Below are 13,378 nucleotides of genomic sequence, written 5' to 3'. Positions count from 1 at the left end.
TTCTATTAATTTAGACCAAAGTTTTGTGATAATTGCTCATCCTGCTGCGCCACAGCATCTGCTGTTTTGTTCAATTGTGTATTGATTTCCTGCATTAATTGAGCAAAGTTTTGTACCTTCGGCTTCAACTGATTAAATTGATCGTCAAATCGTTGGAAAGCACGACCTTCCCATTCGCCGCGAAGTTCATTTTGCAGATTCGTAAGGTCTCTTAAAATCTGCTCAATTTGCTGTGAACTCTGGCCATAACGAGTTGCTTTTGCTTTTAGCTCTTCTGGGGTCATCCGAATTTGTCCAGCCACTTAACTCCATCTCCTCTACCTATTATTGCCTAAAGAAATTAGACATTTTTATCATAAAAGTAATGATAAACACAATCAGATCCTTCTTATGTACATTTCTTCCGTCGCCAGCTTACTTTTTTGGAAGTTATTTACTTATATGTTTATAACACAGAGAATTTATTCCTTCAAACTGCCTATCAAACTTTCAAGAAGGATTGGTAGGCCTTTATTTCTAGGATATTTTGAAAAAAGGATTTTTTTTAATAGGCCTTAGGAAGAAGAAGTTCCAACTTCCCAGGACAATAGTTATGCTTTGCGGGGTGTTTCGATGAATTTTCAAGGATTTTAGGCATTCTATCCTGTTTTTTCAAAAAAATTTATATGATCCTGTACTAACAAAAAGGACTTTCCTTATGGAATAGTCCTTTTCTGTGTATTAGGATTTACAATTTCTGTTACTCATTGCTTTATGACTCCATTGCTTTTAATGCTTTTGTTTTAAATCCGCATTGCTCCATGGCTTCAGCAAGTTCTCTTCTTAATTGTGCTTCATCAAAATCAACTAATTTCTTTTCCTCAACCACTTGCTTTCCAGCAATAAATACATCTCTTACATTACCAGCATTAGCCGAGTACACTAACGCCGAATATGGATCGAAAATAGGAAACATATTAATGGAATCTGTTTCAACTAAGATAAAGTCAGCCTGTTTCCCTGCTTCAATTGAGCCAATTTGCTTTTCCATTCCTAAAACCTTCGCTCCTCCAATGGTGGCTAACTCTACAATTTCTTGTGCTGGAAAGGCGCTGCGGTCCTGTAAGATGGTTTTATGAAAATTGGCAAACAAGCGCATTTGGCTGAATAAATCCAGGGTATTGCCGCTGCTTGGGCCATCTGTTCCCAGCCCAACTGTTACACCGGCAGACAATAAATCCTGAACGCGGGCCACACCTTTGGCAGATTTCGTATTCGCACCGATACAATGAGCTACCTTCACATCATATTTCTTTAACAGCTGAATATCGTTATCAGACAAATGAATACAATGCGTTGCTACGAGCCTTGCACTCAATACACCAATCTCTTCTAAAAATTCAATTGGTGTTTGATTACGTTCTTCGCGATATTTGTTTATTTCAAAATCCATCTCACTTATATGCATCATCCATGGCACATTGTACTTCTTGGATAAAAGATCTGCCTGCTTCAGGACTTCGATTGTATTCGAATAGGGCGCATGCGGTGCAATAGATGCTTTAATTCTCTTATTTTCTTGCCATTTAGGCAAAAAACTTTTAGCATATTGTAAACCGCCCATTGGCTCCTCTGCATCTACCGTTACGGAATCGATGACAGTTTCTGCTAACAGGCCGCGGCTACTCATTTCCTCCGCTGCTTCTGCCAGTTGCTGTTCAAAATAATACATATCAAAAAACGTCGTCACACCGGCAAGCTGCATTTCCGCAATCGCATATTTCCCACTAGTATAGGCAAGCCTTTCATTCATACATTCATTTTCTAATGGAAATAAGAAGCGTCGAAGCCGGTCGGAGTAGTCATCCCCTAATGAACGAAACGGAATCATCCCAATATGTGTGTGCGTATTAACCATACCAGGCAATAAAATAGCCCCTCTAGCATTGATGACTTTGTCATACGTCATATCCTTTGGCAGTAAATCCATTGCTCCCGCTTCGATTATTTTCTCCCCGTCTACCATTAAATAGCCATCTTGAAACTGTTCCATCTGCTCATTCATCGTTAAAATCCAGGCATTTTTAATGAGTATTCTCAAATTACTCACCCTCCACCAATGGGATCATGATTTGCGAGCGAACATTCATCATCCCTTTGTCAGTAATTTTGATTATAGGTGATACCGGCAAGGATAAAGTTGAGAAAGACATAATTTCATTGCTGTTACGGTAGCCTAACTTAATCATCGCTTGACGGACTTCTTTCAATTGCGACCCTAGTTCTTGTATCGGTGCATCACTGATAATGCCGCCAACCGGTAAAGGACATACCGCTTGGACCATCCCAGCTTGGGTAACGACATAACCCCCTTGCATGTCCAATAATTGCTTTTGTGCGGCTAGGATATCTTCGGAACTTGTTCCCATCACCATCAGGTTATGATGATCATGGGCCCAAGTAGTGGCGACAGCTCCTTTTTCATATAACGCTTTATCCACAAATCCGTAGCCAATGTTACCTGTTTTCCCATAACGCTCCATCACCACAATAAGGGCTAACCCGCTATTCTCCCAATCCAAAAATCCATCTACCACGCTAACCTCCCGCTTTACATGTTCGGTAAAGGTACCTGTTTCTGAAATTTGAATCACGTTGACGATCGCCTTTTCCGATTTTTTGACCTTAAAACGTAAATCCTCCGTTGTTAATGCACGGCAATGTACAGACTGATAAAAATCCTTTGGAAAAGCAGGTTTATCCGTTGGAAACTGAATATCTGTTCCCCGTTTGTGCACCAATTTTCCATCCTTATAAACTGCCCCAATAGTAAAGCTTTCGATATGATCGATTAATAAAAAGTCTGCCTTAAATCCAGGGACAATGGCACCCCGATCCTGAAATCCCATTCGTCTGGCAGGTGTATAGGTAGCGCAATAGATAGCCTGCTCTACTGGCATCCCGCAAGAAAGGGCCAATCGCACGTTGGCATCTAAATGTCCTTCCAACAAGTCGTCCGCCATCACATCATCGGTAATGAAGGCCATATATTCATAGAACTGATTTTCAACAATAACTTGGATATTTTCTGGTGTAATCGACTTTTTTTGAAATTCTAAAAACATCCCATTCGTGATTTTCTCGTAAATCGATTCCGGAGATTGATGAGTATGATCAGCTGTTAAGCCAGCATATAAAAATTTGGCTAACTCTAATCCTGAAACACGAGGAATATGTCCTTCTAAAGGCATGAACGGTCGATCACTTTGAACTTCGCGTAAAATTTGCCGAATCAATGAATCCGGTTCATTGACAATTCCATTAAAGTTCATCGCTTCGCCTAAAGCAATGACTTTCGGATGCTTCAGGAGCTGCTTCACTTCTTCCACACCAATATAACCGCCTGTCGTTTCTAATTCCGGCGTGGTTGAAGGTACCGAGGATGGAATCGCAAAGAAAGTATCCATAACACTTGGCTGAGAAAAGAACGCCTCCAGTCCTTCCATACCAAACACGTTTGCAATCTCATGTGCGTCAGCGACAACGGTTGTTACCCCATGGGTTAACACGGCCTCTGAAAAAATAGATGGAGAAGTCATTGAGCTTTCAATATGCATGTGAATATCGATTAATCCCGGTACTAGATAACGATTCTTTGCATCTACTACCTCGCTTACCTGATAGTAATCGATTTCTTCAGCGGTAATATAATAAAATTTTTCTTTCATAATAAACACATTTTTCTTTTCAAACCTTTTGATAAACGTGTTATAAACCTGTGCATTTACGATTGCTAAATCGACTTTCATCAAATTTCTCCACCCTTCGAGTACAAATAAAGAGAAAAAAGGCCAAGAATAATCCTCAGCCTTCCCCTTAACACCTTTTATTTATTCAGAATACGATTCCATTGATTAATCCAAGACGCAAGGTTTTTATTGACAAGGTTTGAATCCACCTTATTTGTGCGTTTCGCAACATCACCATACGTTTTATTTTTAGCTGTTTCTTCGTTTAGTACTACATTTTTATTGGTTGGCGCTTCATTTAAAGATACTGCCGTTTTTTCTTGAACCTCTTGGCTTAATCTCCAGTTTATATATTTATAAGCAAGGTCTTTATTTTTAGAGTTTTTGTTGATGTTTATTGTATTAAAGTTTGCATATGTTCCGGATGCTGGGACTACATAGGCAACATCTGGGTTAGACTCCGTAATAATCGGAACCGCAAAGTCGCCGACAACCGCAGCAGCTATTTCTCCTGATTGGAACATATTCGCTAAATCGGAAGATTTGCTATATGTTTTTACCACGTTTGGAGCTAAATCAGTGATTCCTTTAAAAGCTGTTTTTCCACTGATCGTTTTTGCTTCCGCATTCTTGTGATTGTTTGCTACATAAAGCATTGCTGGTCCAAATGTGGTCGTAATATCAGGTATGGAGACTTTCCCTTTTAATGACGGGTCCCATAGATCATCCCATTCCTTAATTTCTTTGCCAGCTGTCTTTTTGTTGTAGACAATCCCGATACTATTCAACGTGTATGCCGGGCCAGAACCATCTGCTGATAATTCCTTTGCGCTATCGATTAAGTTTTCCATGTTAGGAACTTTTGATGTGTCAATTTTTTCAAATAATCCTGCTGATACACCATCAGCCGAATTTGATTGGGATAATTCAATAACATCAACAGTTGAGTTCGGATTGCTTTTTAACTTTGTTAAACGTTCAGAGCTTGTACCTGTTTCTAGCACAATATTAACATTGTATTTTTTTTCGAAAGGCTTGAAGACATCCTCTTGCATTTTGTCTTCTTCCAAGCCAAATGTGGAGATGACCAAAGTTTTTGGTTTTTCCTTACTTGTCGTTTTGTCGCCGCCACCGCATGCAGCCAATACACTTGCAGTTACTAACGTTAGACTTACTAATCCTAATTTCTTTTTCATTTTTCAATCCCCTTTTCTTAGGTGTCTTATCCCTATTTATGATGATTTCCTATTAAACTATAATTAATTTGTGAGCTGGAATAACTAACGTTACCATGTCCCCCACTTGGTAAATCACATCATCTGCTTTATTTGCTAGTAATGTTCCGATCGGGGTTTCAACTTCATATTGGTATGACTTTCCTAGAAAGGTTCGGACTTTTATCTTTCCGCTCACCCTATTATTCGTATCGGATTCATTGCTTGCTGTAATCTCAATATCATCCGGACGAATTGTTCCTGTCCGTTTTCCTTGACCAATTTTACCGGTACTTTCGAAAATCGTTCCATCCACGGCTCTATACTTCCAATCTTCGGTCAGTGCTAACTCAAAAAAGTTCTCAAAGCCAATAAAGCGGGCAACAAATTCTGTTTTAGGATTTTTATAAATTTCCTCAGGTGTATCAAATTGCTCAATTACACCTTTATTCATCACGGCAACCCTGTCTGAAATGGAGAAGCATTCTTCTTGATCATGCGTGACAAACACGGATGTAATCCCTAATTGGCTTTGAATTCGTTTGATTTCGATCCTCATCGCCAAACGCAATTTGGCATCCAGGTTACTCAATGGTTCATCTAATAATAATAATTTCGGTTCGATGACTAAGGCGCGTGCTAGAGCCACACGCTGACGCTGTCCGCCTGAAAGCTGTTTAGGATAGCGGTCTCCAAGCTCTTCTAAGCCGGTAATCGATAAGATATCTTCTACTCGTTTATTAATAGCGGCCTTTTTTTCCTTGCGTAATTTCAAACCGAAAGCAACATTTTCTTTAATCGTTAGATGGGGGAACAGTGCATAGCTTTGGAATACCATTCCAAATTCACGTTTATGAACAGGCACCTTTGTTAAATTTTGATTGTCAACAAGGAACTCACCATCATTTGGCTCAATTAGTCCGGCAATGACGCGCAAGGTGGTGGTTTTTCCACAGCCTGATGGTCCTAACAAGGAAACCAATTCTCCCCTTTCGATTGATAAATTTAAATCTTTTAAGATATTGGTTTTATTGTCATAACTGACACGAATATCGTTTAATTCAACATAGGGCATTGTGCGGTTCTACCTCCTTCGATGTAAACATCTTGTCAGCTTCTATGAAATACTTGCTAAACCTAATGTCTTCTCAATAATAAACATCAGAATAATCGTACCAAGCATTAAAATGACCGATAAAGCTGAAACAGATGGGTCGTAGTTGTATTCTATATAATTCATTAAACTCGTTGGCAGCATCGTTACACCAGGCCCTGATAGAAACTGAGATACTGGTATATTGTTAAAGGAATTAATAAATGCCAGCATGAAGGAAGCAAAAATTCCCGAAGTAATGTTTGGCAGCACCACTTTGATAAACGATTGGAGCTTCGTGCAGCCTAACGTCCATGAAACTTCTTCTATTGAAAAATCCAACTGTTCAATCGTTGAACCTACAACACGAATGACATAAGGGAGACAAATTAGGAAATGACCTAATAGCAACCCTTGAATGATCGGGAATTGAAACTTAATCACAATAAATTGATACATAGCATAGCCCACGACCAATCCAGGTACGATGGTCGGGGAAAGGAAAAAGCTCTTAATCCAATTTCGTCCGAACACCTCGTGACGCGCCAGGGAATAGGCGGCTGGGACACCAATAACTAATGCCAAGAGAGTCGCAATAAAAGCTACTTCTAGACTAAGTGAAAAGCTGTCCATAAAGGATTCATTTGTAAATACCTTGCTGTACCATTCAAAAGTAAAACCTTTAATCGGAAATTGAATGGTAGGATTTGTTCCGAAAGAAGTCACGATGATAATAAGCAAAGGAATTAATAGAAAGGCAAACACCAGAATTGCAAAGATTTTTAAACCGACATTTTTACGCACTCACTTCACCTCTTTTATCCAAGCGGCCCGCAATCATGTTGAATAACTTCATTACGATTAAGGTGGCCACAATCATAATCAGGGCAATGACACTTGCACCCTGCCAGTTTCCTAAAGCAGTTGCATTTTGATATAAGAAGGTGGCTAGCATGATGTTTCTGTTTCCGCCTAATAATTGCGGGGTTGTATAGGCTGTCATGCTCCCTGTGAAGACTAAAATGCTGCCAACAATAATCCCCGGAACACTTAAGGGCAATATAACCTTCACAAACGCAATCAAGCGATTGGCCCCTAACGTTTCTGCAGCTTCCATAATTTCAGAGTCAATGTTCTCTAAAATTCCCACTAACGTAATCACCATTAAAGGAAGGAAGAGATAAACCGAGCCAATGATAATGGCGAATTCTGTATAGAGTAAGGTAAGCGGTTTTGAAATTAAGCCAATCGTTAGTAATGCATGATTAACAATACCGTCTTGCCCCAAAATGGTAATCCAGGCGAAACTCCGCACAACTGAATTCGTTAATAACGGAAACAATGTGATCGACATTAACAGGCCGCGCCACTTTTTGGGACTTTGCGAAATATAGTAGGCAGTCGGAACTCCAACGACTACACAAATTAGTGTGGCAATCAGTGAAACCTTGATCGTCCGCCAAAAGATACCAAAGTTATACTCATCCAAAAAGAACGCAGTATAATTCGAAAAGGTAATTCCTCCGTTAAAGAACGTCGGAAAGATAATGGAGATAAGGGGTAACACCAAGAATAAAATCAAGAGAATCAATCCTGGAGCCAAGATGAGATAAGGGATTCTACGCTGCGTCATATCTGGCCTCACTTTCCAAGTCAAAAAAATAGTATGGAATGACGGTGAACATCATCCAAGGGTTCGGTTCTTTCTCTTACATGTAAGATTATATGTAATAAAAATCGATTTGGCAATATAAAATACGAATATTATCATAAAACTATAATTTAATGTTCGTAAAATAATGGAGTCATATATTTTATTAGTTTAAAATTGGTTATGAGATGCAGTTAACACGAACGTTAGGATGGCGAAGTAATTTGTTTCTGTAAAAAAATACCCTAAAGAGGTTTTTTCTGGTTCTATTCAGAGAAAATAAAATGATTTCATCTTAATAAAGAAATCAGTCTATGATTTGAGTTCCATTAAAAGATGAACAAGAACAAAAAGCGCAAGCGCCTTGGTTAGCCCCGACAAGCATAAGACGAGCCGGCTGAAAGGTTGCTCTTTAACCTTTTAGACGGATTGGCTGTAGACCATCGAGGGGCTAGGCGCTGGAGCTGGACGTATCTAACCCTGTAAAAAGTTATCCACAAGTAGTAAATCTATAATCTCCTAAAACACAAAAAAACCACTCCATTAATGGATGTGGTTCACCTGTTTGAATAAATGACAAAAGTAAAAATAGATCCTGCCGACAAATCACGATGGAATATTTGTCGATATCGACTCGGAAGATGTAGATATTTCCCGGGAATTTGCTGAAATAGGAAATTGAGCTTGTCGAAAAATGGAGGAGTCAGGAAAACCGTGGTTTTAGGAGGAGATCCTATTATCTGTCAGTTGTTTTCTCTTTCAAGCAGCTGCACCTTTAAAGTCTTTACTCCATATCGGCGATATATAGACTTAAAGCAGACATAATCTCCCTACTTTCGAAATAACGAAAAAAACCATTCCCATTTTCCTTTAGGATTTTGTATCGTTTCCTCTAAACGTTTATTAAATTCATTTTGTGAAAGCCATTCTTTTTGCTGTTCAGCACGCAAACTTTGTAATTCCTTTTGTAGAAATTCAGTTATTTCTCTTTCTTGATGCAGCATGGTTTCATAATATGTTTTTTGTTGTTCCGTTAACTTTTCAATTTTAGTATGGGTTTTTTGCGCTGAATTTCCAATGTTGGAACTGATTACATGATGATCTTGCTGGAGCCGGGAAACCGTTACTTTAAGCTCCGACATATCGTTTTTCAGTTGGACATTCATTTCTCGCGAAGCTGCCAGTTCATTGACTACAAACATTAAAATTTCTTTTAATTGATTGGGGTCTTGGGGCAGCCTTTCATATGTATCGGGTATGGCAATCTCCTGCTCATTCGATCTTTCTAACCTTTCTTTTTGTTGATACGCAAGGTCTTTTGCTGTATCGTCCAAGGGTTTCTCTGTATCGCGCAGCGCTATAAGCGCTTCGATGTCAGTTTGAACAAAAATACGCCGATCGCCATCTTTTAAAAACTCATATCCATTCCGCTCTAAGATTTGCCCATACTTTCGAACAGTAGGTGTTGCGATCCCCACATCTTCAGCTACTTCCTTAGTCGAGAAAGCTCGTTCATTCGGTTGTATATCACGTCGCATATCGTGCCTCCTTTCCTTCTAATATGAGGGTTTTTGGCTTTATTTACAAGAGTTATATCGACTAGCGATACAAAAAAAATGGGGCCAATCAGCCCCTTCTGTGAAGTGGTTAACAGAAAAACTCCCCTCCATTTAGTTCTTAACTTCTTAATTTAGTAGGAAAAGTTTGTTTCCGATGTTGCTTTGCCGGGTAAGTATAGTTTGTAAGCTTATACGCTAACAAATGAGAAATGGAGGCAATAACTATGAGTAAAACAGTATTAGGAGTTTATAATTCCAGTGAAGAAGTGGTCCAGGCCATAGAGGAATTTCAGAACCAAGGATATTCTGCGAACGACTTGTCAATTATTGCTAATACAACAAATGTTCCTTCCTCTATCGAAGAGGAAACAGGCGTTGCTTCTCAGGAGATAGCCGCAACCAGGGAGGCCGACACAGAAGAGCACCGTGGGTTTTTCGCTAGCCTGTTTACCCCATTTGAGGATCGAATGTATCAAAATGATGGCAGCGGAACTACCTATTATGACCATTTGGTCGCCCAGGGCATTAATCAAGCAGATGCACTAAAATACCAAGATGACCTCAATTCTGGAATGATTCTGCTCCTTGGTGAAAGAGGGTCAGGTAATGTTGGTGTTGCCGATGATGTAGCCGGAGGAACCCTTTCTAGTGGACGAACGGATTTGGAAGATACTCTCGACACAGATTCACCGCGCTCGATAAAGCTTCGCGAGGAACAGCTGGATGTTAATAAACAACGCGTTCAGACAGGTGAAGTAGAGGTGAAAAAGGATGTCGTTGAAGAACAGCAAACGGTAAATGTTCCCGTACAACATGAAGAGGTTAGTATCGAAAGACGGGCAGTGGACGGAACGGAAGCAGATACAACCACGCCTATAGGCGATGATGAAACCATCCGTGTTCCAATTGTCGAGGAGAAAGTCGAAGTCACGAAGAAGCCTGTCGTTACCGAAGAGCTGGTGATTAACAAAAAACAAGTTACAGAAACCCAACAGGTAACGGATAATGTTAAGCGTGAAGAAGCAAAAGTGAATAGAGAGGGCGACGTTTCCGTCAATGAGACTACTACCGACAACGAGCGTCTGAATCCCGATAGCTTCTAATTTTTAAATAATAAGGTGTTTTAAAAATTTACTATTAGGATACGCCGTTTGTTTTTATAAAAAAATGCTCATCCTATTGCCTAGTAAGCAATAGGATGAGCATTTTTTATTTATTTTACTATTTATCAGGCATAGGAATGAATGTTTGTCCAAATCCCTACACTCTTTATTTCCTTATACTCCGGCATCCACATCGCCTCTTCAATAGCAGTCTCCACATCTTGGATATCTGCTCTTGCAATTCCTTCGTGTATGGCCGCATTGACTACTTCAATGGCTACGTATTTTGAGACCTCATGAAGTTTTTCAATAGATGGCAGCAGTGATGCCCCAGTTGTGCTGATGTCACACATTCTTGCAACTGCATAAGCAGCAGCTGCAAACATTCCTTTTGAGATCACTTCAGCTTTTGCAACAATCGCACCTAGACCCAGTCCTGGGAATATAAATGCGTTATTTGACTGCCCAATTTCATAGGAGACACCTTGGTATTCCACATTGGCAAACGGGCTGCCAGTGGCAATTAAAGCCTTGCCCTCAGTCCATTTCATCAAGTTTTCCGGCACTGCTTCTGTCAATGCAGTCGGGTTGGACAACGGCAAGATGATAGGGCGCTCAACATGATTGGCCATTTCTTTGACAATTTCCTCCGTGAAGGCACCGGCTTGTCCGGAAGTTCCGATCAGGATGGTCGGCTTCACCTTCTGAACGACTTTCATTAATGAAATGATTCCATCCTCATTCATATCCCAGTCCTTTACTTCTTCTGCCTTTCTTACATAAGGCTTCTGGAAGTTAAAGACACCTGGTGTTTCATCCGTTAGTAACCCCCTATAGTCAATAGCCCAGAAACGATCATAGGCTTCTTCTCTGCTCAGCCCTTCAAGAACCATAGCATCTGAGATTTGGTCGGCTATTCCGAGGCCGCCAGCCCCTGGTCCGAAGACAACAATACGCTGGTCCTTCAGATTAGCTCCTGTTATTTTCATCCCAGACATCACAGCAGCAAGCGTAACGGCCCCTGTTCCCTGGATGTCATCGTTGAAGGTAAGGATTTTGTCACCGTACTTATCCAAGATTTTGCGCGCATTTACGTTGCCAAGGTCCTCCCAGTGAATAAGAACCTCTGGAAAGAACTTTCTTGCAGCTTGAACAAACAAATCAATGAACTGGTCATAACGCTCACCACGGACACGGGCGAATTTGTTGCCAATATAGAGAGGATCGGCCACCAAAGCCTGATTGTTTGTACCAACATCCAACACGATTGGCAGCACTCGGCTTGGATCAATACCAGCAGCCGCTGTGTATACAGCAAGTTTACCAATCGCAATATTAATACCGCCTACCCCTTGGTCTCCAATACCCAGAATGCTTTCAGAGTCAGTAACGACGATTAAATCAATGCCATTGGGCTGCCCAAGATTAGTAAATGCCTTTTCAATGCCTTCAGGATCATCAATTGAAAGATATAATCCACCCGAGCGATGATAGGTATGAGAGTAAGTCTGGATCGCTTCACCTACAGTAGGAGTATAGATGATTGGGAGCATTTCTGCTAAGTGGTCTTTTAAAAGACGGTAAAACAAAACAACATTGCGGTTATATAAATCATTAAGTAGACCGTTTTTAAATAGATTCGTAGTTCTCATCTGATATTGCTCATAAGTCCTATTTGCTTGTTCATCAAGGGTGAGCACACGAGGAGGCAGCAGACCGTCAAGTCCAAGGTCTTCCCTTTCCTCTTTCGTAAAGGCTGTTCCTTTATTTAAAAAAGGATTAGAGAGAACTTCTTTTCCTTTTAATGTTGTAATAATCACATTTTCAGGGACATTCATGGTGTTTCCTTCTTTCTGTATTAAAAGTACTCTTCGGACAATTATAGGAACATAGATTTCTATCTTTCCATGTTAATAGCATTTTCTTTATCACAATAGGTTTTTTAATTTAATGTATCCTTTTTGTAACTAAACAAAGCAGACAGTAAAAACCGACTGACTACTTTGTTTAAGCTGTTACTATGAATTTAACGTTACTTTTTATCAGGCTGCGCTTGCAATCGATTGTTTCGCTTTTTTCTTTTTGGACCTTTTAAATACATAGCTCACAATAATCGGACAGACGATGGCGGAGATGACACATGCTGCTGCAACCTGTGCAGTAGCTGTAGGTGCTATTGCAAGTAAGGTTGGATCTGCTGCCGCCACAACAGCTGGTGTAGCTACCGCATTTCCTGCAGTTGACCCTGTTGCTAAACCAACGATAGGGTTTTCTTTAAATAACTTTAATAGGAAGTAGGCTCCAATTCCAGTGAAGGCAGCGATTAATCCTAGTAATATCCCAGGACCCCCAGCTTTTACAATCGTTGAAAGATTCATTCCGGCACCTAATGGGAATGAGAAGAATGGGATTAATAATAATTTACTGCTTCCAAGGAACTTCCTCATATCAGGATCAATATTACCTAAAATCATTCCGATTACAATCGGAATTAATACTCCCAGAAGTGTTTGAAAAGGAATGGTGGCAAGGCCTGATGCACCTAATGCTACTAAGGTGAAAAATGGACCATCTTTTAAAGAAAATAACGCATAGGCACCTACATCCGTTTCATCCCCATACGATGAAGCAAGAGATGCATATAACCCGCCATTCGCATTTAACAACGCTGCAAGGATGGCTAATGGTGTTAATCCTAGTAATCCGGCAGGTCCAAAAATCGCTGCTACAGCTAAACCAATACCAGCACCTACGATAAATTTTCCTGTTAATAATATTGCCCCTTTTTTTAATGCTTTTGGTGCTAATTTAAAGTTTATTTGAGAACCAATTAAAAACATAAAACAGGCCAAAATAGTTGATGATGCTTCTTTACTGAATAATGCTGTTGTAAAACTACCAATTTGTAAAACCTGCGGAAAAAATGTATTCGTTAATACCCCTAAAAAAAGTGGAACAACCATCAAACCGCCTGGAATTTTATCAAGCGTTTTCTTAATTGGAATATGCATTTTTTTATCCTCCTTTTTC

The 13,378-nt window shown here is 40.0% G+C and carries 11 protein-coding genes; 1 reads left to right on the top strand and 10 read right to left on the bottom strand.

Annotated elements, in window-relative coordinates; genetic code table 11:
* Positions 1-5: 5 nt before the first annotated feature.
* The 8 genes from L1999_RS01690 to L1999_RS01655 all read right to left on the bottom strand — a co-directional run bounded on the left by L1999_RS01690 (position 6) and on the right by L1999_RS01655 (position 9,224).
* Complete coding sequence (locus tag L1999_RS01690) at positions 6-302, bottom strand: WXG100 family type VII secretion target (RefSeq protein ID WP_235741964.1); 297 nt, start codon at positions 300-302, stop codon at positions 6-8.
* Between the two features lie 449 nt (positions 303-751).
* Positions 752-2,080, bottom strand: a complete 1,329-nt coding sequence (locus L1999_RS01685; protein ID WP_235741963.1) for an amidohydrolase — start codon at positions 2,078-2,080, stop codon at positions 752-754.
* A gap of 1 nt (position 2,081) precedes the next feature.
* A complete protein-coding gene (locus L1999_RS01680) occupies positions 2,082-3,788 on the bottom strand; it encodes an adenine deaminase C-terminal domain-containing protein (RefSeq protein ID WP_235741962.1) in 1,707 nt (568 codons plus the stop codon).
* 77 nt (positions 3,789-3,865) lie between these two features.
* Positions 3,866-4,924, bottom strand: a complete 1,059-nt coding sequence (locus tag L1999_RS01675) for an ABC transporter substrate-binding protein (protein ID WP_235741961.1) — start codon at positions 4,922-4,924, stop codon at positions 3,866-3,868.
* Between the two features lie 52 nt (positions 4,925-4,976).
* Entirely contained in the window at positions 4,977-6,017 is a 1,041-nt protein-coding gene (locus tag L1999_RS01670; RefSeq protein WP_235741960.1) for an ABC transporter ATP-binding protein, read from the bottom strand.
* A 42-nt stretch (positions 6,018-6,059) separates the two neighbouring features.
* Positions 6,060-6,839: an ABC transporter permease gene (locus tag L1999_RS01665; protein WP_235741959.1), complete on the bottom strand. Its 780-nt coding sequence runs from the start codon at positions 6,837-6,839 to the stop codon at positions 6,060-6,062.
* Positions 6,832-7,668, bottom strand: a complete 837-nt coding sequence (locus L1999_RS01660) for an ABC transporter permease (protein WP_235741958.1) — start codon at positions 7,666-7,668, stop codon at positions 6,832-6,834. Before L1999_RS01660 ends, L1999_RS01665 begins: the two co-directional genes overlap by 8 nt.
* An 848-nt stretch (positions 7,669-8,516) precedes the next feature.
* Positions 8,517-9,224: a hypothetical protein gene (locus tag L1999_RS01655; protein ID WP_235741957.1), complete on the bottom strand. Its 708-nt coding sequence runs from the start codon at positions 9,222-9,224 to the stop codon at positions 8,517-8,519.
* A gap of 245 nt (positions 9,225-9,469) precedes the next feature.
* On the opposite strand from L1999_RS01655, the gene L1999_RS01650 reads away from it, so the two are divergent.
* The gene (locus tag L1999_RS01650; RefSeq protein WP_235741956.1) at positions 9,470-10,348 is read left to right on the top strand and encodes a YsnF/AvaK domain-containing protein; all 879 of its coding nucleotides are present in this window, start codon (positions 9,470-9,472) and stop codon (positions 10,346-10,348) included.
* A gap of 125 nt (positions 10,349-10,473) precedes the next feature.
* Here the strand turns inward: L1999_RS01650 and L1999_RS01645 are convergent, their stop codons facing one another.
* A complete protein-coding gene (locus L1999_RS01645) occupies positions 10,474-12,186 on the bottom strand; it encodes an NAD-dependent malic enzyme (RefSeq protein WP_235741955.1) in 1,713 nt (570 codons plus the stop codon).
* Positions 12,187-12,390: 204 nt separating this feature from the next.
* Entirely contained in the window at positions 12,391-13,359 is a 969-nt protein-coding gene (locus L1999_RS01640) for a 2-keto-3-deoxygluconate permease (RefSeq protein WP_235741954.1), read from the bottom strand.
* Positions 13,360-13,378 lie beyond the last annotated feature (19 nt).

Source organism: Neobacillus drentensis (assembly GCF_021560175.1).
In the GTDB taxonomy this organism is placed as follows: domain Bacteria; phylum Bacillota; class Bacilli; order Bacillales; family Cytobacillaceae; genus Neobacillus; species Neobacillus drentensis_A.
Note: the sequence above shows the minus strand (reverse complement) of the source record. Positions and strands in the feature narration are given on the sequence as shown.

Coding starts and splice junctions, on each gene's coding strand:
- L1999_RS01680 (WP_235741962.1), bottom strand. CDS start 3,788: ATGAAAGTCGATTTAGCAATCGTAAATGCACAGGTTTATAACACGTTT.
- L1999_RS01675 (WP_235741961.1), bottom strand. CDS start 4,924: ATGAAAAAGAAATTAGGATTAGTAAGTCTAACGTTAGTAACTGCAAGT.
- L1999_RS01670 (WP_235741960.1), bottom strand. CDS start 6,017: ATGCCCTATGTTGAATTAAACGATATTCGTGTCAGTTATGACAATAAA.
- L1999_RS01660 (WP_235741958.1), bottom strand. CDS start 7,668: ATGACGCAGCGTAGAATCCCTTATCTCATCTTGGCTCCAGGATTGATT.
- L1999_RS01655 (WP_235741957.1), bottom strand. CDS start 9,224: ATGCGACGTGATATACAACCGAATGAACGAGCTTTCTCGACTAAGGAA.
- L1999_RS01650 (WP_235741956.1), top strand. CDS start 9,470: ATGAGTAAAACAGTATTAGGAGTTTATAATTCCAGTGAAGAAGTGGTC.
- L1999_RS01645 (WP_235741955.1), bottom strand. CDS start 12,186: ATGAATGTCCCTGAAAATGTGATTATTACAACATTAAAAGGAAAAGAA.
- L1999_RS01640 (WP_235741954.1), bottom strand. CDS start 13,359: ATGCATATTCCAATTAAGAAAACGCTTGATAAAATTCCAGGCGGTTTG.